Annotated in this window: 20 protein-coding genes and 1 pseudogene; 14 read left to right on the top strand and 7 right to left on the bottom strand. The window is 71.5% G+C overall.

The genetic code is table 11. The features are described from left to right. Positions 1-65 precede the first annotated feature (65 nt). From RM779_RS27820 to RM779_RS27810, 3 genes are all read left to right on the top strand, one after another. Positions 66-1,205, top strand: coding sequence for a type VII secretion protein EccE (locus RM779_RS27820; protein ID WP_311620529.1), 1,140 nt, complete (start codon positions 66-68; stop codon positions 1,203-1,205). Further along, positions 1,202-2,044 carry a hypothetical protein gene (locus tag RM779_RS27815; protein ID WP_311620528.1) on the top strand — a complete coding sequence of 281 codons (843 nt, stop codon included), beginning with the start codon at positions 1,202-1,204 and terminating at the stop codon, positions 2,042-2,044. Before RM779_RS27820 ends, RM779_RS27815 begins: the two co-directional genes overlap by 4 nt. 121 nt (positions 2,045-2,165) lie before the next feature. Then, positions 2,166-4,301: a serine/threonine-protein kinase gene (locus RM779_RS27810; RefSeq protein ID WP_311620527.1), complete on the top strand. Its 2,136-nt coding sequence runs from the start codon at positions 2,166-2,168 to the stop codon at positions 4,299-4,301. A 13-nt stretch (positions 4,302-4,314) separates the two neighbouring features. On the opposite strand, the gene RM779_RS27805 is transcribed toward RM779_RS27810, so the two are convergent. Then, positions 4,315-5,109: an FHA domain-containing protein gene (locus RM779_RS27805; protein ID WP_311620526.1), complete on the bottom strand. Its 795-nt coding sequence runs from the start codon at positions 5,107-5,109 to the stop codon at positions 4,315-4,317. Positions 5,110-5,398: 289 nt separating this feature from the next. Here RM779_RS27805 and RM779_RS27800 point away from each other — a divergent pair, with 289 nt between their 5' ends. Together RM779_RS27800 and RM779_RS27795 are read left to right on the top strand one after the other, a co-directional pair. Next, on the top strand, positions 5,399-6,202 hold the full coding sequence (locus tag RM779_RS27800; RefSeq protein WP_311620525.1) for an alpha/beta fold hydrolase: 804 nt from the start codon (positions 5,399-5,401) through the stop codon (positions 6,200-6,202). A gap of 71 nt (positions 6,203-6,273) precedes the next feature. After that, entirely contained in the window at positions 6,274-7,053 is a 780-nt protein-coding gene (locus RM779_RS27795; RefSeq protein ID WP_311620524.1) for a class I SAM-dependent methyltransferase, read from the top strand. Between the two features lie 19 nt (positions 7,054-7,072). Here the strand turns inward: RM779_RS27795 and RM779_RS27790 are convergent, their stop codons facing one another. The 3 genes from RM779_RS27790 to RM779_RS27780 all read right to left on the bottom strand — a co-directional run bounded on the left by RM779_RS27790 (position 7,073) and on the right by RM779_RS27780 (position 8,858). Beyond that, positions 7,073-7,597 carry a hypothetical protein gene (locus tag RM779_RS27790; RefSeq protein ID WP_311620523.1) on the bottom strand — a complete coding sequence of 175 codons (525 nt, stop codon included), beginning with the start codon at positions 7,595-7,597 and terminating at the stop codon, positions 7,073-7,075. Between the two features lie 93 nt (positions 7,598-7,690). Next, the gene (locus RM779_RS27785; RefSeq protein WP_311620522.1) at positions 7,691-8,182 is read right to left on the bottom strand and encodes a DinB family protein; all 492 of its coding nucleotides are present in this window, start codon (positions 8,180-8,182) and stop codon (positions 7,691-7,693) included. A 49-nt stretch (positions 8,183-8,231) separates the two neighbouring features. Beyond that, entirely contained in the window at positions 8,232-8,858 is a 627-nt protein-coding gene (locus RM779_RS27780; protein ID WP_311620521.1) for an SAM-dependent methyltransferase, read from the bottom strand. Positions 8,859-8,960: 102 nt separating this feature from the next. Here RM779_RS27780 and RM779_RS27775 point away from each other — a divergent pair, with 102 nt between their 5' ends. The 8 genes and pseudogenes from RM779_RS27775 (at position 8,961) to RM779_RS27740 (ending at position 17,705) form a co-directional block, all read left to right on the top strand. Beyond that, positions 8,961-9,557, top strand: coding sequence for a helix-turn-helix domain-containing protein (locus RM779_RS27775; RefSeq protein WP_311620520.1), 597 nt, complete (start codon positions 8,961-8,963; stop codon positions 9,555-9,557). A 141-nt stretch (positions 9,558-9,698) separates the two neighbouring features. Further along, positions 9,699-11,183: a discoidin domain-containing protein gene (locus RM779_RS27770; RefSeq protein WP_311620519.1), complete on the top strand. Its 1,485-nt coding sequence runs from the start codon at positions 9,699-9,701 to the stop codon at positions 11,181-11,183. A gap of 76 nt (positions 11,184-11,259) precedes the next feature. Next, positions 11,260-12,960: a discoidin domain-containing protein gene (locus RM779_RS27765; protein ID WP_311620518.1), complete on the top strand. Its 1,701-nt coding sequence runs from the start codon at positions 11,260-11,262 to the stop codon at positions 12,958-12,960. Positions 12,961-13,016: 56 nt separating this feature from the next. Then, positions 13,017-13,136, top strand: a pseudogene (locus tag RM779_RS27760) (pyridoxamine 5'-phosphate oxidase family protein); the annotation flags it as partial. A gap of 97 nt (positions 13,137-13,233) precedes the next feature. Then, entirely contained in the window at positions 13,234-13,638 is a 405-nt protein-coding gene (locus RM779_RS27755) for a hypothetical protein (protein WP_311620517.1), read from the top strand. Positions 13,639-14,111: 473 nt separating this feature from the next. Continuing rightward, positions 14,112-15,191: a family 43 glycosylhydrolase gene (locus RM779_RS27750; protein ID WP_311620516.1), complete on the top strand. Its 1,080-nt coding sequence runs from the start codon at positions 14,112-14,114 to the stop codon at positions 15,189-15,191. Between the two features lie 96 nt (positions 15,192-15,287). After that, positions 15,288-16,628, top strand: coding sequence for a DUF6055 domain-containing protein (locus RM779_RS27745; RefSeq protein WP_311620515.1), 1,341 nt, complete (start codon positions 15,288-15,290; stop codon positions 16,626-16,628). A gap of 162 nt (positions 16,629-16,790) precedes the next feature. Continuing rightward, on the top strand, positions 16,791-17,705 hold the full coding sequence (locus RM779_RS27740; RefSeq protein WP_311620514.1) for a right-handed parallel beta-helix repeat-containing protein: 915 nt from the start codon (positions 16,791-16,793) through the stop codon (positions 17,703-17,705). 124 nt (positions 17,706-17,829) lie between these two features. Here the strand turns inward: RM779_RS27740 and RM779_RS27735 are convergent, their stop codons facing one another. Together RM779_RS27735 and RM779_RS27730 are read right to left on the bottom strand one after the other, a co-directional pair. Beyond that, entirely contained in the window at positions 17,830-18,225 is a 396-nt protein-coding gene (locus RM779_RS27735; RefSeq protein ID WP_311620623.1) for an iron chaperone, read from the bottom strand. A 148-nt stretch (positions 18,226-18,373) separates the two neighbouring features. After that, a complete protein-coding gene (locus tag RM779_RS27730; protein ID WP_311620622.1) occupies positions 18,374-18,817 on the bottom strand; it encodes a carboxymuconolactone decarboxylase family protein in 444 nt (147 codons plus the stop codon). 203 nt (positions 18,818-19,020) lie between these two features. On the opposite strand from RM779_RS27730, the gene RM779_RS27725 reads away from it, so the two are divergent. Next, a complete protein-coding gene (locus RM779_RS27725; protein WP_311620513.1) occupies positions 19,021-21,504 on the top strand; it encodes an ATP-binding protein in 2,484 nt (827 codons plus the stop codon). Here the strand turns inward: RM779_RS27725 and RM779_RS27720 are convergent. Then, positions 21,501-21,627: integrase core domain-containing protein (locus tag RM779_RS27720; protein WP_311620621.1), on the bottom strand; the 127-nt coding region annotated here is incomplete at its 5' end. The genes RM779_RS27725 and RM779_RS27720 overlap by 4 nt on opposite strands.

Here is a 21,627-nt window from a genome sequence, read left to right as displayed (position 1 = left end):
GGTTGGGCCGTGCCCGGCCCGGACGTGCTCGGTCGGGCCGAGCCCGGTTCGGCCGCGCCCGGTTCGTGGCCGTGGAAGTGGGGCTCGGCGGCGTGGCCGCGGGCCTGGCCCTGCGGGGCACCTGGGGCCACGTCCTCGCCGGCGCGGGGGTGCTGCTCGCGGTGCTCCCCCTGGTGCGCATCCGCGGGGAGTGGGCGGACCGGCGGCTGCTGGCCCGGCTGCGCCGGGGACGGCTGGCCGTCACCCCGCCGCCGGGGGAGCGTGCCGAGGGCCTGGGCGTCGCCCAGACGCTGCTGCCCGCCCTGACCGTGCGGGAGGTGGCCGACCGCAACGTTCCCGGGCGGCACGGCCTGGGCGTGGTGTCCGACGGGCGCGGCCACGCGGCCGTCGCCGCGTTCCCCGCCGGCACGCTGCCCGCGCTGCCCGCCGAGATCGTGGCCCGGTGGCTGGCGGAGGACCCGGCCCGGCCGGCGGCGGCGCAGGTGATCGTGGAGCAGTTCGGCGTTCCGTCGTGGGACTTCCACCACGGCTTCCGGCCCACGGTCGTCTACCGCCAACTCCCCGCCGGCGGCTGCCCGGTCGCCGTGCGCTCCTGGCTGGTGGTGCGCTACGAGCCGTTCGACGCACCCGAGGCCGCCCTCCGGCGCGGCGGCGGGGAGGACGGCGCGCAGGCCGCCGTGGCGGCGGCTGCCGCCCGGCTGCGCGCCCTGCTGGCCGCCCACGGGGCTCCGACCACGGTGCTCGGCGCGGTCGCGACGCGTCAACTCCTGCGGCAGCTCGGCGACGTGGAGGCGAACGGCGCCGCACTCTCCTCCACCTGGGCGAGTGCGGCTGCCACGCACGCCACACTCACCGCGAGCGTCACCTCGCAGCACGACTGGCACCGCCTGCTGGCCGGCCTCGGCGGCTGCACCGCCGACCGCGTGGTCGCCGCGGCGACCCTCACCCTGGGGGCACCTACCCGGCCCGCCGGGCCCGGCGGCGGCCGCCCCGAACTCCGCGTCCGCGCCGCGGTGCGCGTGGTCAGCCCTCTCGCCCAGCACGCCACCGCCCAGCGCGACCGGCTGGCGGCGGCGGGCGTCACCGGCGCGTCCGCGGCCGACCAGGCAGCCGGCCTGCTCGCCACCCTGCCGCTGGCGCACCCCGCCCGGCCCCTCGACGAGGCCACCGGCTTCGCGACCACAGGAGGTACGCGAGAGCGATGAGCGAACCCGAACCCACCACCCTCGCCCTCGTCCCCCGGGGACGCGGCCCGTCCGAGCCCCGCACCCTCGCCCTGACCGGACCCCGCCCGAACTCTCCCGGCCCCACGGGTCGGGTCCCCACCGGTCCGGTCCCCACCGGGCCCGCCGCCGCGTCCGACCCACCGATACCCGATCTGTCCACCCTCCCCGACGCGGCCTGGCAGGACGACACCGGGACGCCGTTCACACTCACCCCCGCCCGCGCCGGCATCCACCTGGGCACCGACCGTGACGGCCGGCCCGTGGCGCTGCCCTGCCCCCGGCCGGAGGGCACCGGCATAGCGGTCCTCGGCGAATCGCTTTTCGGCCGCCTGATCGCGCTGCGTCTCCTGGCCACCGGCGTCGTGGTCACCGCCGCGACCCGGGAGCCGGGACAGTGGCGGAGCATCCGCCACGCCGCCGGCGAACGGCTCGCGTTCTCCGAGGACCCGGCCGCCTGGCCGCGCCACGCACCCGCACCGCTCGCCGTCGACGCCGGACCGCAGGCGCTCGTCAGCGATCAGCGCCGCGCGCCGTCCTCCGCCGTGGCCGCCGGGCCCTGGCGCACCGTCCTGCACGTCACCCGCACCGTCCCGCGCGGCGCCGCCTTCTGGCACCGCCCGGACGTTCTGCTCGCACTGGGCGCCGAGTACGCCGAGGCCGTCGGCCGCCTGCTCGGCCCCGAGGCCGCCCGCCTCACCGCCCGGCTCGCGCCGGGAGAGATCGTTCTCTTCCGGCCCACCGCGACCGAGATCCTGCGCCCCGACATCGCCCCGGGGGAGAGCGCCGTCCTGACTCCTGGGGCACCGCCCGTCCGGTAATCGCTCCGTTCCCGCGACCGCTCCCCGACAGACACGCCATGATGGGTCGCGACGCATCCGCAGTCACGTGGATCGCGACCGAGGACGTCGAACGGGGCGTCGGGGGAGGGGGAGCACGGCAGTGGAAGCCTTATTTCCTGGGGACCCGTCGGCCATCGGCCCTTACCGGCTGCTCGGGCGGCTGGGCGAGGGCGGCATGGGCCGGGTGTTCCTGGGCCGCTCGCCCACCGGACGGATGGTCGCGGTCAAGGTCGTCCACAGTGAGCTGGCGCGGGAACCCCACTTCCGGCGGCGGTTCCGCGCGGAGGTCGAGGCGGCGCGGCGCGTCCGCGGGACGTGGACCGCGCCGGTGCTCGATCACGACATCGAATCGGCCGTTCCCTGGGTGGCCACGGGCTACGTGGCCGGATCGACGCTGCGGGAGGTCGTGGACACCCTGCACGGGCCGCTGCCGGAACAGTCGGTGTGGGCACTGGCGTACGGTCTGGCGAGCGCGCTGCTGGCGATCCACGGCAACGGGCTGATCCACCGCGACCTGAAGCCGTCGAACGTCATGGTGACGCTGGACGGCCCGAAGGTCATCGACTTCGGCATCGCGCGTTCGGTCGACGCCAGCGTGGTGACGCACACGGGCGGCATGCTCGGCTCCCCCGGGTACATGCCGCCCGAGCAGATCAGGGGCGACGAACTGACGGGCGCGGCCGACGTGTTCGCCCTGGGGGCGGTGCTGGCGTATGCCGCGAACGGGTTCTCCCCCTTCTCGTGGGACGGGGCGCAGACCCACACCGTGATCCACCGGGTGCTGAACGAAGTACCCAACCTCGGCCCGGAGGACGGGCGGCTGACGGGGGACCTGCGGACGCTCGTGCTCCACTGCCTGCTGAAGAACGCGGACGAACGGCCCCCGCTCGCCGGGTTCCCGCCGTTCGCGGGGAGGCGTGCGGGGAACGAGTACTGGCTGCCGTCGGGGCTCACGGCACGGCTGGGGCAGGCCGCGACGAACCTGCTGGCGTTCGACGGGCCGGAGGCCGACCGGCCGCCCTCGTCCTGGGGCCCGCGGCCGCCGTCGGAGTCGCTCCCCGCCCTGCCGTCCGCCTCGGCCGGGCTGCCGGCGAACCGGAGCAGGACCACGGTCGTTCCCGTGGAGCAGGGAACGCCCCCGGCGCCGGCGCCTGGGACGTCGCTGGTGCCGCGGCACTCCCCGCCGCCCGCGCTCCCCGAGCTGCCCGCGTCGCCGCCCCCGCGGCGCAGGGGCCCGGCGCGTTACGCGGTGGCGGCGGTGGCCGGGGCGACAGCGCTGGCCCTGGTCGCCTGGCTGGTCGCGGCCACCACGGGCGGCGGCGAGGAGAACCCGCGGGCGGCCGGCACCCCCGAGGGCACCGGCGATGAGGCGAACACCGAAGCCGGGTCCCTGATCGGCGACCCGCGCACCGCGGACGTGTGCGCCCTGACCGACACCGACGCCCTCGCCGGATTCGGCGATGTCCGTGCGGACGTGGACTACGGGAATTTCCACGTCTGCGACATCGTCCTCCACACCGAGGACGACACCCGGATCGACGTGTCGACGTATCTCCGCCGGGGCACCCCGCCCGAGGCGGCCCGACCCGCCGACAGCATCGCGGGTATCGACGTCGTGGAGGACCCCCCGAAACCCGACGAGTGCGGGCTGGTGCTCCTGCCGCCCGGGGGCGACACCGACGGCATCCTCGTCGGAATCCGCGCCAACCTGGAGGGCGAGGAGGAGGTGGCCGGCGGCCGGCCGGCGCTGTGCTCGATCGCGGAGGAGGCCGCCGCGAGCGCGGCCGAGGTGCTGAGCCGGGGCCCGATCCCCCGGCGTTCACCGGCACACCCGGACGACTCGCTGGCCTGGTTGAACGCCTGCGAGCTGCTCGACGCCGAGGCGCTGGCCGCCGCCGATGTGCGGGACGACGAGCCGACGGTCGGCGTCGCCGACTGGGAGTGCGAGTGGTCCGGCGACGACGACGAACTCGTGGTGGACGTGAGCTTCTACCGCGACCAGCCCAAGGACGGCGAGGACACCCGGCGCAGCGGCTACAAGACCACCGTCGATCCGGCTGACGAAGGCGACCAATGCACGGTCTTCCTCGAATACCGCGAGTACGGCGGGCAGAACACCGAGCCGGCCGCCGAGATGGTGCGTCTGCGCGTCGAAGGGGAGCGCCCCGTGGAGGAGCTGTGCGGGACCGCCGAGGACCTCACCGCCGTCGCCGCGGCCCGGCTACCGGCACGCTGACGCCCGGCGGCGGTCAGTCGCCGAGCAGGGCCAGATCCGCCTTCAGAAGCGTGGTGCTGACCAGCAGTTCCATGATCAGGTTGTGGTTCAGCGTGTTGCCCACCGGCGGCGGAACCTCTTCCTCCAGGAGGCCGCGCACCGAGTGGCTCAGCCGCTTGCGCACATTCGTCACCATGTGCGCGGCCCGGCGCTCGCCCCACCGTTCCCCCGGCTGCAACTCGCTCAGCTCGGCGGCCACCTGCCCCCACGTCAGCGGCTGCGGATAGGGCTCGTTGCGCAGATACCGCTGGCTGAGGCAGACGAGCACCAGCTTCTCGACCGGGCTCAGCGGCCACACGCTGGGCCCGCGCGTCTTCGCCTCGTTCTCCACTCCCGGGAGCGCGGACGGCGACGGCGCGGCGATCCGCACCTCAAGGAGGTGCTCCTGCTTCGGGCCGAGGATGAACAACGGCGTGTAGCCGAACGGCAGTTCGGCCCAGTCGCCGCTGAGCACCAGGTGCGAGGGGGAGAGGCGGATGGGCAGCCGGCCGACATTGTGCAGCACCCAGCGCGTGTGCTCGCGCGTGACGCGCCCGTGCTGTCGGCTGACGTGCGGATCGTCCGCACCGACGCAGACGTGGACATCCGGCTCGCTGCGCCCGAAGACCAGCGGGAACCCGGCGTCGGGCGCGACGCTCATGCCGCCGTTCGTGCCCAGGACGAAGAGCGTGCCCGGCGGTACGGTCGGCGGCAGCCCGCGCGCCAGGCTGCCGAAGTCCCTGGGCAGGATATTGACTTTGCTCGATGAGCTGGGTGCTGGCGGCGTCACGGGCCGTCCCCTCTCCGTGCGTCGCGCCCAGATTACCCCTGCCCTCCGACACCCGGGAGAGCGCATGCCCACGCCACCGCCCCCGGGCTGGCGGAGCAGCTTGTGGGCGGGGCGCCCACGTCTCACCTCGCCCCGGGGCGCGGGCGCCGTAACGAAGAATCGCGCGCGGAACCGATTTCCGGCGGGCCGGCGTCCTGACCGTAGAAATTCATTGTGTGGCAGTACTTTGCGGTAGCGGCCAGGATGGAAGTGGTCAGCGGCCTCGGGGATTCAGCGAAGGAGCAGGCAGATGCCAAAGCCGATCATCGTTCTCGTGCACGGCACCTTCTGTGATTCGTCGTGCTGGGACCGAGTGAGTCTCGCGTTGCAGGAAAAGGGCTATCAGGTCATAGCCCTCGCGAATCCGCTGCGCGGAATGGGTTATGACGACAAGCACCTCGCATCCCTTCTTGAAGCCCTCGGGAAGGAAAAGGACAGCGAAGGGAACGTCAGTGACATCGTCCTCGTCGGGCACTCCTACGGAGGTGCCGTGATCACCAACGGCGTGCTGGCGGGGAACACGAACGTCAAGGCGATGGTCTACGTGTCCGCGACCGCTCCGATGCCGGGGGAGCTCTTGATCCCCCCGGAGCACGAGATAGGGCTGCGGGCGAGGGCGCTGCCGGCGACGGCCCAGGAAGCGGACGATGCCGGGATCGACCCGAAAAATGATCTTCTCCGGCGGGGCACCTGCGGCCAGGACGGCAAGGGCGTCTGCGATCTCTATATCCGGCAGGACAAGTTCGGCGAGGTCCTGATCGGCCCGGCCGCCGGAGAGAGTGAAACGATGGCCATGGCCGCGAACCAGCGCCCGCTCAGCGCCCCTGTCATAGATCAGAAATCGGAGATCCAGGGATGGAAGGACAAGAAGCCGTGGTTCATCATCCCGAAGAACGACCAAGTGCTCCCCGCCGCGACGCAGCGGAAGTCGGCTGAAAGAGCCACGGAAAAGGGCCGCATACACGAGGTGGAGGCCACCCACATGATCATTCTCAGTCATTCGGAAACAGTCGCCAGAATAATCATCGAAGCGGCCTCCTCGATCGCGAAGTGAAACCGCGTCCGAGCCCGGACGGGAGCGCGACGCGGGTAGCCGACCGCCGGCAGCACTCATAGGGTGTCCGCGTGGATCAGGATGAACGGCTGCTGCACGCCTCGTCGTTCGGCGCGGTGGCGGTCGCCTACGCCGAGCACCGCCCGGACTACGCGCAGGCCGCGGCGCGCTGGGCGCTCGAGCCCGCGCCCGGACCACGCGTACTCGACCTCGGCGCCGGAACCGGGAAGCTCACCGCCACGCTGGTCGCGCTGGGCGCCGAAGTCATCGCGGTCGAGCCCGACTCGGCCATGCTGGCCGAGCTGTGCCGCTCGCTGCCGGCCGTTCGTGCCCTGTCGGGCAGTGCCGAGGCGATCCCGCTGCCGGACGCGTCCGTCGATGCCGTGCTGGGCGGCAACGCGATGCACTGGTTCGACATGGCCGTCGCGGGACCCGAGATCGCCAGGGTCCTCGCCCCCGGCGGCATTCTGGCCGGTCTGTGGAACGTCATGGACGACCGGGCCGAGTGGGTCGCCGGGCTCGCGCGGGTCGGCGGGAGCGCGGCCATCGGCCCGCGTGACACGCCCGCCGGTTGGCGCGCCGAGACGGCCGGCGCACATCTTCCGGAGACCGGCGTGGCCGCGCGGTTCGGCTCGGCGGAGCAGGCGGAGTTCCCGCACGGGCAGCGCCGCACCGCCGACTCCCTCGTCGCGACCATCGCGACGCGCGCGGGGATGCTGGTCATGCCCGCACCGGAACAAGAGGCCACGCTGGGCCGGATACGCGCATTCCTCGCGAGCAGGCCGGAGACCGCCCGCGGGGAGTTCACGCTCCCGATGCTGACCGGCGTGCTGCGCGTCCGGCGGCTGTGAGACGGCGCCGTGCCGTACGTCAGGCTGCGGGTTCGATACGGAGGACGGCGGCGGTGCCGAGGATTTCGACGACCTCCAGGCTCATGACGTCGTTGATCGTCGCGACGGTTCCCACGCCGCAGGTCAGCCCGACGCCGCCGCCGCCCGCCGACGACACGCCGCCACCACCGGAACAGCCCGAGACACCGAAGCCCGATCCCGTCAGCGACGCGGCCATCTCGACCTCGTCGCCGGTGATCCCCGTCACCTCGATCGGCCCGAGGCCGTACGTTTCCGGCACTGCCACGACGTCCCCCACCGCGACCTCGATCTCGCACGTCCCGTCGGCGCACGGCCCGGTCGGCGAGGGCGACGGCGTGCCCGTCTGGGTAGGAGTCGGCGTGGGGTCGGACGCCGGTGACCCGGAGCCGGCCTCGCTGGGCCGGCCATCGGCGGGGGACCCGTCCGAGGAGTCCGAGGAACACGACGTGAGAGCGGCGAACACGACAGCGACAACAACGGTGACCATGGCGGAATATGAGGTTTTGCGCATCATGGTCGCCATGAAACCCCACCACGTCGGGGACCCCTCCCCGCCCCCCTGCCCGGGCAGGGGGGCGGGGAGGGGTCCCGTCCTCGGTTCCGGACTCGGGTGGGCTCAGCGCCCCGTCGCGCCGTCGATGAGTTCGCGGAGGATGTCCGCGTGGCCGGCGTGGCGGCCGGTCTCCTCGATCATGTGGGTGAGTGCCCAGCGGACGCTGGGCGCGGGCCGTTCGGACCGCGGCCGGGGGACGGGTGCGCCGAGATCGGTGCACCCGTCGAGGACCCTGTTCGCGCGCTCGACGGTCTGCCGGTAGCGGGCGATGACCTCGGCCGCACTGTCCTTCGGCGCGGCCCGGAACGTCGCCTGCCAGTCGGTGACCTCCTCTCCGAGGAACGTCGAGCGTTCGACGAAGGTGAGGTGGTTGAGCAGGCCGAGCAGGTTGGTGCCCGACGGCACTCCGGCCGTCCGGACCTGCGGTTCGGGGGCACCGTCGACGTTCGCGGCCATCGAGTCCCTCAGGTAGTCGAGGAACCCGCGCAGGGTCTCGGCCTCGCCGCTCCCGGTCCGGGGCGGCGGTGTGTCACGGCGGCGGGCGGTGGCGGGCATGGCGGTCCTGCCTTTCCACGGGTCCACGGGGTCGGTTCTCGCGCCGGGGTCAGACGGCGCGGCGGATGAGCAGGACATGGTCGGTGACCTCGGCGGTGCGCCCGCCCGGCCCGGTCGCGATCCGGCGGGGCGCGTCGGCCCGTTCGACCGTCCATGCCGCCGGGTCGAGGCCGATGCCCGCCGCGACCTCCCGCGGGGTCGGGTACCGGACGTCGGGGTCCTGGTTCCACGACCACGGCGCGGTCGAGCCGTGGTCGACGACGAGCAGCCGCCCGCCCGGGCGCAGCCGGTGCGCGGCCACGCGCAGGACAGCTGCCCGGTCCAGGTCGTAGGGGGTGTGGAGGTAGTGGGCGGAAATCAGATCGAACCGGCCTTGCGGGAAGGACTCGTGCAGGTCATGCCGGGCGGCGGTGATCCGGTCGCCGAGACCGAGTGAGCGGGCGCGCTCGGCGAGCCGCTCGGCCGCCACGGCCGAGATGTCGACGGCCGTGACATGCCACCCCCGGCGGGCCAGCCACAGCGAGTCGCCGCCGTCGCCGCATCCGAGGTCCAACACGTCGCCGGGCGGCAGGTCCGTGACCATCTCGACGAGACGGGAGTTCGGCGGCGGGGCGTCGGCTGCCGGGCGGGCCGCGTGGACGCCGTCCCAGAACGTGACTGCATCGGTCGTGCTCATCGGAGCTCCTTGAGATCGGGATGCGGGATGCGGGATGCGGGCAGTCTCGCCGGACGCTCCCGAACCCGGCGAGAAATCTTGCGGTTATGGCAAGCTCGCCCCATGGACGGCGAAGCGGCGGACGTGCTCGGCGCGGTGGGACCTCGGCTGCGCGCGCTGCGTCGCGAGCGGGGCATCACCCTGGCCGAGCTCTCCGTGACGACCGGGGTGTCGGAGAGCACCCTGTCCCGGCTGGAGAGCGGGCAGCGAAGGGCGACCCTGGAGTTGCTGCTGCCGCTCGCCCGCACCTACGACGTTCCCTTGGACGACCTCGTGGGTGCCCCGCGCACCGGCGATCCCCGCATCCACCTGAAGCCACTCCGGCGGTTCGGGATGGTCTTCGTGCCGCTGTCCCGGCGGCCGGGCGGGACGCAGGCGTTCAAGATGATCATTCCGGCCCGGCCGGAACCGCTCGAACCGACCCCGCAGACGCACGAGGGCTTCGAGTGGCTGTACGTACTCAACGGCCGTCTGCGGTTGGTGCTCGGTGAGCACGACCTGACGTTGCCGCCCGGCGAGGCCGCCGAGTTCGACACGTCGATGCCGCACTGGCTGGGCAGTGCGGACGGCGGCGCGGTCGAGCTTCTCATCCTGTTCGGCCTGCAAGGGGTACGCGCGCACGTGCGCGCCGGCGCACGTCCGCCGCGGCCCGCCGGGTGACGATCCGGCCCGGACGCCATCGGACTGCCCGCCTGGGCGCCGCCTGCCGGACGGCCCCGGGACCCCTCCCGAGTCCCGCCGTCTAGCCTCGCGCCCGATGAGGCCGGACCAAGAGCAGAACTCGAAGAGGGAGGACCCCCCGTGAGGCACATCCGCTCATCCCGCCGCGCGCCCCGGAGCCGCGGGCGGCTGCGGGCGGCCGTCACCGTCCTGGCCGCGGGCGCGGCGGTGCTGGCCGTGCCGGCGGCGGCGCAGGCCGCCGCGGTACAGATCACGCCGGACGGCAGCGCCGTCACCGCGAGCACCAGCGACGGGAACGCGCCGGCGAACGCCGTGGACGACGACTACGGCACCCGGTGGTCGGGGGAGGGCGACGGCGCCTGGCTGGAGCTGGACCTCGGCTCGACCATGACCGTCAGCCACATCAAGCTCGCCGTGCACCAGGGCACGGCCCGGCAGAACGTCTTCGAGCTCCAGTACTGGGACGGTTCACGCTGGGTCACCGTGTACGAGGGCGAGACGAGCGGGGCGACGAACGGCCTGGAGTCGTTCGCCTTCGAGCCCGTGCAGACCTCCAAGGTCCGCTACCTGGGCCACGGTTACACCGGCGACGGCGAGGGCGACTGGAACAGCCTCACCGAGGTCGAGGTCTGGGGCACCCCGGGCGACGACGATGGCGAGACCCCGCCCGACCCGCCAGAGCCGCCCGGACGCACCATCGAGGCCGGCACCGCCGAGGAGCTGACCGACGCGCTCGCCGACGCCGAGCCCGGGGACCGCATCGAGCTGGAGCCCGGCGACTACACCGGCACCTTCGACGCAACGGCCTCCGGCACCGCCGAGCAGCCCATCACCCTGACCGGGCCGCGCGACGCGGTCCTGTCCAACGACGACGGTTACGGCCTCCACCTGGACGGCGCCGACCACTGGAACCTGACGGGCTTCGCGGTGGCCGACTCGGCCAAGGGCATCGTGCTGGACGAGTCCGACCACGTCACCATCGACGGGGTCGAGGTGTACAACACCGAGTCGGAGGCGGTGCGCTTGCGCGCCGCCAGCTCCGACAACGTCATCCGCGACTCCTTCATCCACGACACCGGCCTGGAGGAGCCGCAGTACGGCGAGGGCATCTACATCGGCTCCTTTGTGGACCACTGGGACGACTTCGGTGAGGACGGCGGCGAGGGTCCCGACCGCAGCGACGCGAACCAGGTCCTGAACAACACCATCGGCCCGGACGTCACGGCCGAGGCCGTGGACATCAAGGAGGGCACCACGGGGGGCGTGATCAGCGGCAACACCTTTGACGGCGACGGCATTTCGGGCGAGAACTACGCCGACTCCTGGATGGACCTCAAGGGCAACGGGTACCTCATCGCCTCCAACACCGGCACCTTCGGCGGCGACGGCGAACTCCTCGACGGCTACCAGACCCACGACCGCGTCGAGGGCTGGGGCTGCGGCAACACCTTCCGCACCAACGACTCCGACCTCGGCGGCGCGGACGGCTACGCCATCAACGTGACCAATCAGGACGAATGCGAGGACGCGCCGAACGTCGTCACCTCCGACAACACCGTCACCGACGCCGGCAGCGGCCTGACCAACATCGACGTCACCGATTGACGCCCGGGCGGGCCTTTCCGAACCAACGGTTGAAAGAGGTCAACAAGTGATACGCATGCTGACAGCCTCGTTAGGCGTGGCGGCAGTGGTGGGTGCGGCGACCGTCGTGTCGGGCCCGCCGCCGGCCGAGGCCGCGACGCCGCTGCCGATCACCGCGGTGACGGCGAGCTCCGACGACGGAAATGTGCCGGCGAACGCCGTGGACGGGGATCTGTCCACGCGGTGGTCGGCCGAGGGGGACGGAGCCTGGATTCGTTTCGACCTCGGCACCGAGCAGACCGTCGGCTCGGTGTCGGTGGCCTGGCACCAGGGCGACACGCGCCGTTCCACCTTCGACGTGCAGGTCTCGCAGAGCGGGTCGAGCTGGTCGACGGTTCTTCCGCGAGCCGTGAGCAGCGGTACTGGCACCGGGCCGGAGGAGTACGACATCACCGATACGTCGGCGCGTTACGTGCGGATCGTCGGGTACGGCAATACCGACAACGAGTGGACCAGCATCACCGAGGCCGCGGTCCTCGGCGCGGACGGGGAGGACCCCGGCGGCGACCTTCCCTACGGCACCGACGGCAAAGGGAACCCCAGGACCGACGACTGCACGGTCAGTACCGACTCCGACCCGCAGGAAGCCGTCGACGACGCCTCGGACGGGGATGTCGTCTGCGTCAGGCCCGGCGACTATTCCGACACGACGTTGACCGTCGACAAGGCGGTCACGGTTCGTGCCAACGGCGTCGTCCGCGTGAAGAACATCGAGGTCAGCGGCAGCGACGCGACCATCGACGGCTTCACCGTGGTGGGCGACGAGCTGGACGACCCGTCAACCGGAATCAAATTCTCCGGCACCGGGCACACCATCATCAGGAACCTGGTCAACGGCAAGAACATTCACTACGCCATCGCGTGCGACTACGACGATTGCGCCAGCGACGTGCTGATCTCCCGCAACACCGTGACCGGGACCAATAATTTCGGCGTCTACCTCTGGGGCGGCTCCGACATCACCGTCGAGTGGAACAACATCTACGACCTGTGGACCGACGAGGGAAACGACGACGTTGACGGTATGCGCGTCTGGGGCACCGGCCACCTGATCCGTAACAACTACATCCACGATCTGAACGCCAGCAAGAGCGAGGGCGAACCGCACGCCGACTGCATTCAGAACTACCAGAACAGCAGCAGAACGGTCGAATCCTACGACGTCACGGTGGAGAACAACTACTGCGTACGCGTCTCCGGCCAGTGCCTGATCATGCAGAACGGGAACCGTCCGACCGCGGACATCCGCGACTACACCTATCGCGGCAACGTGTGTGAGTCCTTCGGCAGCCAGAACATCGAACTGGGCAGCATCCCCGGCGCCATCATCGAGAACAACATCATGCGCGGGGGAGTGGACGGCCACGTGCTGACGTTCCACAGCACGGTTGACGATCTGGAGACGACGGACATCAGGGTGCGGAACAACGTCCTCGTCAGTGCGGGAGGTTCCACGTACGCCAGGGGCAGTGAAGACGCGATGACCGACGACACGGACAATGTGGAACTGCTCGATCCGTCGGCGTCCGACGACTGGCGGGACTTCGAGGGCAATCCGGACGCGCCGGTTCCCGCGATCAATCCCGACGACTTCACCCGGTTCCGGGACCTGGCTCAGCAGGCCGACATCGTCGACGAAGGCAGCACGCCCCACAGCGAGGACTTCACCGAGGACGTCGACGGCGCGACGCGTGTCCGGGGAGCGGCCATCGACATCGGCCCGTTCGAGTTCGCCTGACATTCCGCAGCCGCGTCCGCGTTCCACCATCAACACCGAGAGGACACTGACCGCAGCAACTCACCCAGGTCCTCACCGGCATGTGCACCCTCGCCCTGTCCACGGTGACCGCCAAGGGCGATCCGTCGGCAGCGCACATGCACGGTGAGGATCTCGGTGTGTTCACGCACGGCACGGAAAGGACGAGGCCGACGTGTCCGGGCCCAGGTATTCTGTCCGGGAGCACAACGCCACACAGCGCGGCTCGTGCCGGACAGGTCGAAGGCGGGGGCCGTGACCGAGAAAGTGACCTTTCAAGGGCTTCACCAGCGCATCGTTCTGTCCCCGGCCGGGCTCGTCGTCTGGCGTTTCGGCACTGAGTCCGACAAGGACGGGCAAGTGATCAGCCGCCCCCTCCTCGGCACCGACAAGTGGTCCTGGGACGAGATCGAGCGGCTCTTCTGGCACTCGGAGTTCTTCGGCAGAGAGCTGCGGATCGTTCCGTTTCCCGAGCTGCGGGATGACAGCCCGACCGAGTCGCGCGGCCGCTTCGTCAGGGTGTGTTCGGCCGGCAACCTCTCCCGTCGGCAGTGGCGGAAGTTCGCCCGCACGGTCCCGGCGTTCACCGCGGGGCGTCTCACCTTCTCCCCGCCAGTACCGGCAGGCCACCGCGCCTTCTGGAAACTCCCCGTCACCTAGGTCCTGTCCTGCCGATCTTGCCGGGCCCGCGACGCCAGCTACGGCACCTCGCTGCGTTACCGAATCGCGCGAATACAGACAGGTATGAGCTGCGATCCGGTGCCTTGCGATGCACCGCATCTGACGCCGCGGGCTGATCCGACAAGATCGACAGGACAGGACCTAGGTGTGTCGTTCGGATCGTGGCCGTACGGCCTTCGCCGTCGGCGTCGCGGCCGAAGTGGGTGTCCGCCGGGCAACCTTCGAGCCCTCGGCGGCAACAGGGGTAGGAGAAACGGCCCTCCACCGTCCCGACGGCAGTTCTCCCCGCCGGGGCCCGGCGCGAGGATGAGTCGTTCGACGGACGGAACCGCTGGTGAGTCGACGCATGGTGGCAGCAGTGAGGCTCGGGCCGCCGAGGCGACCGCACCGCCGCCCCCGCTCCCGTCCGGACGCTCAGCTCCCCCACGCAAGCTGAGAATGGAGACAGCGCGATGACACGTCGCAGACCGTTCGTCCGCCCGGGCTCGGCGATGGTGGCCCTGGTCCTCGCCGCCGTCGGGCTCGTCGCCGCGGCCGGCCCGGCCGCCACCGAGCAGTCCGGGTACGCCGCGCGCACCGCCGGTCCGGAAACGTCGGAGGCCGCGTCGGAGGCCCCGGCCGACACCGGGCCCATGGCGAACCCGATCGTCACCGACATCTACACCGCCGACCCCGCCACGCTCGTCGTCGACGGCACCGCGTACATCTTCACCGGGCGCGACGAAGCGGCGCCCGGCCAGCAGCAGTTCGTCATGCACGAATGGCACGCGTTCTCCTCGCGATCCCCCTCGAACGACCAGGCCGCCTGGCAGCCCCACGGGGCGGTCCTCTCGCTGGACACCTTCGCGTGGGCCGGCGCGAACGCCTGGGCTTCCGAGGTGGTGCAGGGGCCCGACGGCCGGTTCTACTGGTTCGTCTCGGTCGACGGCCACACCGACGAGGGGTGGATGAACATCGGAGTCGCGGTCGCCGGCCACCCGCTCGGCCCGTACCGGGATGCCATCGGTGGCCCGCTGATCTCGGACGCCACCCCCAACTCCTCGGCGCTGAACATCGATCCGACGGTGTTCATCGACGGCGACGGCGAGATCTACCTGCACTGGGGCTCGTACTGGGAGCCCAGAGCGGTGCGCCTCCAGGACACCATGACCGCGCTGGACGGCGAGGTCTTCGAGCCGGCGGGCCTGACCGGCTTCTGGGAGGCGCCGTGGCTGTTCGAGCGCGACGGCGTCCACTACCTGGCCTACGCCTCCAACTCGGGCGCCGACTGCGTCACCGACTCGGCCTACGCCTGTATCCGGTACGCGACCGCCGACAGCCCGGCAGGCCCCTGGACGCACCGGGGAGTCGTGCTGGACCAGGTGAGCTCGACGACGAACCACCCGGCGATCATGGAGTTCGGCGACCAGTGGTACATGGTCTACCACACCGCCGACGCGCCCGGCGGCGGGAACTTCCGCCGTTCCGTCGCACTTGACGAGCTGAATTTCAACCCGGACGGCACCATGCAGAAGGTCGTCCAGACCCCTTGAGCCGATGGCAGCTCTGATCCCCTCGGCGCTGCCACCCCACCTCGCAACGGGAAAGGGATCGTTCCCCCCATGTCAAGAAAAACGAAAAGACCAGGCATGCGGCCTTCATGGCGGCGCGGCCTCGCGCTCGCCGCCGCGTTCGCCACGGCTCTCGTGCTCGCGGGCCCGGCGGGCTCGGCCGGCGCGGTACCGGACACCCGGGTCCAGGCGGAAAAGCAGACGCGTGTCCCGCAGTTCATGATCGACGCCGGCGCCGAGACCGGGAACGTCGCCGAGTCGGAGCACTTCGCCGTCCGCTGGGGTGACGCGGTCGACGCCGTCGCGTGGGGACAGCAGAACCGCGGCCTCGACAACTACCCGCAGTGGGTCGCGGACCACATGGACGACATCTACGACTACTACGTGAACGAGGTCGGGTTCGTCGATCCTGCCGACCACGAGGCCGGGTCGCAGTACCGGATCAACATTCACCTGTGCGGGACTTGGTCGGGCGACTTCCTGCCCCCGGCCAACTGGGCCGGCCGGGACGACATCGGGCTGGGGCACATGTGCCTGCCCTACGACAAGATCTGGGACGAATGGGTCGAGTCCCACGAGTTCGTCCACGTTCTCCAGAACTATGCGGTCGACATCAACATCGAAGACGGCCACGGCGGCGGATGGGGCGCGGGCAACCCGGTGGCCGGGCCCGTCTGGGAGGCCCACGCCAACTACATGGCCCGCCTGAAGCGCCCGGAAGTGGTCGTCGGGTCGGGCTACTTCGTCGACCGCCAGCATTACCGGTGGCTGTCCCAGGAGACCTACTACGGCGACTGGATGCTGTTCAACACCATCCGGGACATCTACGGACCGGAGGTGATCGACCGGTTCTGGTACGAGGCCGAGCAGGGCGAGCACCCGATCGACACCATCAAGCGCATCCTCGGTCTCGACCACCAGGAATTCGCCCAGCTGATGGCCGAATACACGTCCCGGCAGGTCGTCTACGACTTCGCCGACGGTGCCGAGATCCGCAGTGACCTGTGGCGCGGCGGGGAGAGCTACCGTCCCTTGCACACCGATGCCCTGCAAACCCTCGGCGGCGACCGGTACCGGATCGCCGACAGCGACGCCCCGCACCAATACGGGCACAACATCATCCAGTTGAACCCGAGCGGCGGCCAGGTGTCCGTCCAGTTGCAAGGGCAGTCCAACCTCTCCGGCGCCGACTGGCGGTTCCGGCTGGCGGCGGTGTCGCCCGACTTCTCCGTCCGGTACAGCGACGCCTTCGCGCCCGGCCAGACGGCGAACTTCAGCCTGCAGAGCGGCGAGACGCACCTCATGCTCGTCGTCGCGGCCACCCCCTCGCAGCACCGCGACTACCCGATGTGGGAGGTCGGGGTCGGGGACCCGTTCCCCTACGAGCTCTCGATCCAGGGCGCTTCTCCGGCACAGTGACACAGTGAACGGAGCGGCACCGCGGAACGGAGGCGTGCGGACCTGAGTCCGGGAGCGCGCCTCGGCCCGCCGCCCACCGGGCGGCGGGCCGGCACACCAGTGGAAGACAATTCAGCGCACCGTGAGGATCATGCTCTTCATCACCCCAGGAGTCGCGAACTCATGAAGCCCCTCCGCACCCGTCGACCCCTCAGCGCTTTCATCGCATCCCTCGCCGTGGTGTTCGGCGCGCTGGTGGCGTTCCCCACCGGCACCGCGTCGGCCCAGGCGGCGGAGCTGTACGTGGCGCCGGGCGGCGACGACAGCAACCCGGGCAGCCTCGACGAGCCGCTCCGGACGATCCAGGCGGCGGTGGACCTTGCCGAGGCGGGCACCACGATCCACCTCCGCGAGGGCACGTACGCACCGGACACCAACATCCAACTCCTCGGGAGCGGCACGGAGTCGCAGCCCATAACCCTGCGCGCCTACGCGGGCGAGCACGCCATCCTCGACGGCGAGAACATGCCGTACACCCCGGGCGCGGTGGGCAGCACCATCCCGCGTCCGGACCGCGGCGCGATCCACCTCGAAGGCGACTACTGGCACATCATCGGCCTGGAGATCATCAACGGCCCGTACGGCATCTTCGGCATGGACACCAGTCACAACGTCTTCAAGGACCTCGTGACGCGGGACAACTACGAGACCGGCCTGCACCTCGTGGGCGACGTCGGTGTCGTCAGCGACAACCAGATCATCAACCTGGACAGCCACGGCAACCGCGACCCGCGCAAGAACGGCGAGAGCGCCGACGGCCTGGCCATCAAGCAGGGCGAGGGCGAGGGCAACATCGTGCGGGGCGTGCGGCTGTGGAACAACGCCGACGACGGCTACGACGCGTACGACTTCCGCGACCCGATCCTCGTCGAGGACAGCATGGCCTGGGGCAACGGCTTCAACCGCTGGGACCTGCCCGGCTACCAGGGTGACACCGACCCCACCACGATCACCGGCCCGCGGAACCCCGACGGCTCGATCCCGTCATCCGACTTCCTCGTCCCCGCCAACGGTGCGGACGTCGGCGCACGCTTCTGACCCTGATCGTTCGCGCGTGCCCGGCGCCCGCCGCCGTAACGGGGCGCCGGGGCGCCGCCAGGCGCGTTCGCACGCCTGTGGACCATCGAACACGCGCCGCCCCTGGCGCGCCGTCCCCCGGGCCTCAGCCGACCGCCTTCCTCACGAGCTCGCCGATCTTGGCCTCGTCGGCGGCGGTCAGCTCCTTCAAGGCGAAGGCGGTCGGCCACATCGTGCCTTCGTCGAGGTACGCCGCGTCGTTGAAGCCGAGCGTCGCGTACCTCGCCTTGAACTTGTGCGCGCTCTGGAAGAAGCAGACGACCTTGCCGTCCTTGGCATACGCGGGCATCCCGTACCAGAGCTTCGCCGCGAGGTCGGGCGCGCTCGCCTTGATGACGGCGTGGAGCCGTTCGGCCATGTCCCGGTCCGACCCCTGCATCTCGGCGATCTTCGCGACCACGGCGGCCTCATCCTCAGCCGCCTTGGCGGCTCGCGAACCGCGGCGCGCCGACGCCTTCAGCTCCTGGGCGCGCTCCTTCATCGCGGCTCGTTCCACGTCCGAGAACCCTTCGGACGTCTCGTCGGTCGCGGCGCTGCCCTTGGCGGGCTCCTGTGCGTCCTTCACAGCGGTCTTCCTTCCGGTATGCGGGTTGATGAGTATATTTTCGCCATTGCGGGGCCGCCGGGCATCATCCCCACGCGCCGGCGACCTGGCGGGTCGTGGCATTGAGCCGGTTGAACAGATTGGTGACGCCGATCATCAGAACGAGCGCGGCCAGCTCCTTCTCCTCGAAGTAGGTGGCGGCGGTGTCCCAGACCTCGTCGCTCACCGGGTCGGAACGGTCGGCCAGCCGCGTCGCGGCCTCGGCGAGCGCGAGGGCCGCCCGTTCCGCAGGCGTGAAGTACGGGGCCTCCCGCCAGGCGGCGACCGCGGCCAGCCGCTCGTCGCTCACTCCGGCCTCGCGGGCCGCCTTGGCGCCGCCGTCGACGCAGGCGCTGCAGCCGTTGATCTGGCTGATCCGCAGATGCACCAGCTCAAGCGTCTGCCCGTCCACGCCACCGGAGCGCACGGCCTTGAGGATCTCCTGAACGGGCTGCATCGCGCCGGACAGCACGACGGCGGGGTTCCGCATGCGGGACTGCACTTCGGTCCGCACCTCTTCTTCCGGGTCGGTGCCCCGTTCCGCCGGGGCGTTGACCCCATGACAGCCGGGCCCGCCGGCCGCGGCCATGGCGATGGGACACCATGGGACAGCAGTAACGGCCTTGACCAGCGGCGATGCGGCTCTGGATACTGCAGCCGGAGCGGGACGGCCCAGGCGGAGGAACGGTGGACATGCACGAACGGACGGCGTTCGCCGCACCGCGGGACGAGCTGGCCGACCGGCTGCGTGCGCTCCAGGGCCTGTCCGGGCTCGGCGTGCGGGCCCTCGCGCGGGACACCGGCCTCAGCTCCTCGTCCCTGTCGCGTTACCTCAACGGGCAGACCGTGCCGCCCTGGCCCGCGGTGGTCGCGCTCTGTCGCCTGGTCAAGCGCGACCCCCGCCCGCTGCGCCCGCTGTGGGAGCGCACCTCGAACCCCCTGCCGGCGCCCCCGAGGAGCAGCCGTCAGGTCCGGCCGCCGACCCGCAACGATCTGCCGCGCGACGTCCCGGACTTCACCGGGCGCGCGGAACGGCTCGCCGCCGTGCTCGCCGCCGTGGACAGCCATCGGGTGGTCTCCGTCGACGGCATGGCGGGTGTCGGCAAGACCTGCCTTGTGGTCCACGCCGCCCACCGGCTCACCGCCGATTTCCCGGACGCCCAGCTCTATGTGGACCTGCACGGGTTCACCGAGGGCCGGCCCCCGCTCGACCCGGACTCCGCGCTGCGGACGCTGCTCGGCGCGCTCGACGTCCCGTCCGAGAAGGTTCCGCAGGAGGGCGTCGAGCAGCTTGCCGCCTGCTGGCGCTCGGAACTGGCCCGTCGGCGGGTCGTCGTGGTCCTCGACAACGCTGCCGACGCCGACCAGGTCCGCCCGCTGCTGCCCGGCGCCGGCCCCTCGGTCGCCCTGATCACCAGCCGCAACCGGCTCCTCGGCCTGGACGAGGTACCGCCCGTCTCGCTCGACGTGCTGACCCCGGAGGAGAGCGCACGGCTGCTGGCCCGCGCCAGCGGCGACCCCGGCGGCCCGGACGGCAGGCTGGCCCGCGAACCGGAGTCCGCGGCAGAGGTGCTGCGGCTGTGCGGCCACCTGCCGCTGGCCCTGCGCCTGGCCGCGGCGCGGCTGCGGCACCGGCCCGGCTGGACCGTGGGCATCCTCGTCGAACGGATGGCGCAGGGCGCGAGCGAGTTCGACACCGCGTTCGCCATGTCCGTTCGGCAGCTGAACCGCGCCCAGGCCCGCCTGTTCCGCATGCTGGGCCTGCTGCCCGGAGCGTCCTTCGACGAGTACGTGGCCGCGGCGCTGGCGGAGGTGCCGCTGCACAGCGCTCGGACGATGCTGGAGGAGCTGCTCGACGCGCACCTCGTTCAGCAGCCGACGGCGGGCCGCTACCGGCTGCACGACCTGGTGCACCAGCACGCCCGCCGGGCCGCGGCGGAACAGGACCCGGCGGCCGAGCGGGAACGGGCGCTGGGCCGCGTGCTCGACTACTACGTGCACGCGGCGGCTGCCGCCGATGCCGCGATGCCGCTCCTGTCGCCCGGCCGGCCGCCCTCAGCGGGCCGGCCCCCGGCCGAGCTGCCGCGATTCCCGGACAAGGACGCGGCCTTCACCTGGCTCACCACCGAGTACGGAAACCTGCTGGCCGCCTTCGAGACGGCGGCCGCCGCGGGGGCCGACCTGCACGTGTGCGAGCTGCCGCGCTTCCTGCGGGCCTACTTCGCGCGGCGCTGCGGCACGACACATCTCAACGTTCTCTTCGAACGGTCGCTTGCCGCCGCCGAACGCCTGGGTGATCCGCTGCGGCTGGCCGAGGCACACAGCGATCTCGGCTTCGCGCGCTACAACGCGGGCCGGATGGCCGAGGCCGCCGCCGCGTACGAGGCGGCAGCAGCCCGGGTGTCCCAGGCGGGGGACGCACAGGCGGAAGCCGAGCTGGCGATGCGCCGCGGCTACCTGAGCTGGGACGCGGGGCACGTCGAGGAGCCGCTGGCACTCTTCCGGCTGGCGGGGAGACTGTACGAGAAGGCCGCCTGCCCCACGGGCGCGGCCCACGCGGCCGCGTCGGAGGGCTGGGCGATGCTCCAGCTGGGACACCGCGAGGAGGCGGCACAGCGGGCCAGGGACGTGCTGGGCATCCCGCACACCGATCCCGCGGGGCCCCCCGCGCTGACGGCCAGAATCACCCTGGGCGTGGCCATCGCCCACGAGGAGCCCGACCGGGCGGCGGAGCACCTGCATCAGGCGCTGACGCTGGCCCGCGACGACAGGCACCTTCACAACCAGGCGTGGTGCCTCAACTGCCAGGGCGTCGCACTGCGGCAGATGGGCCGCTACCAGGAGGCACTGGCCAGCCACCGGGAGGCGTTCGCGCTGCTCGACGAACTGTTCGAGGAGCACTGGAAGATCCATTTCCTCAACGGCTACGGCGAGACCTGCCGTCTCGCGGGCCTCCCCGATGAGGCGCTGCGGCTGCACCGGCAGGCGCTGGAGCTGGCCCCGGGGCTGGGCAACCGGTACGAGGAAGCGCTGGCCCACGAAGGCATCGCGATCGTGCTCGACGAGACGGCCCCGAGCGAGGCCGCCGAGCACCGCGCGGCAGGACGGGCGGTCCTGGAGGCAGGAAACGCTGACCTGGGAAACGAAACGCTCCGCCGCCGTTCGATGCGGTCCTAGGTGTGTTGTTCGGGGAGGTTGGTGACGCGGCTGGCGGGTGTTTGGCCTGCGATGCCGGTGTGGGGTCGGTGGTAGTTGTACCAGTCGATCCAGTCGGTGAACGCGGTCTGGCGTTCGGTGTCC

The sequence above is a fragment of the Streptomyces johnsoniae genome (genome assembly GCF_031845565.1).
In the GTDB taxonomy this organism is placed as follows: domain Bacteria; phylum Actinomycetota; class Actinomycetes; order Streptomycetales; family Streptomycetaceae; genus Streptomyces; species Streptomyces johnsoniae.
The sequence above is the reverse complement of the archived record's forward strand: the minus strand, read 5'-3'. Positions and strand labels throughout refer to the sequence as shown.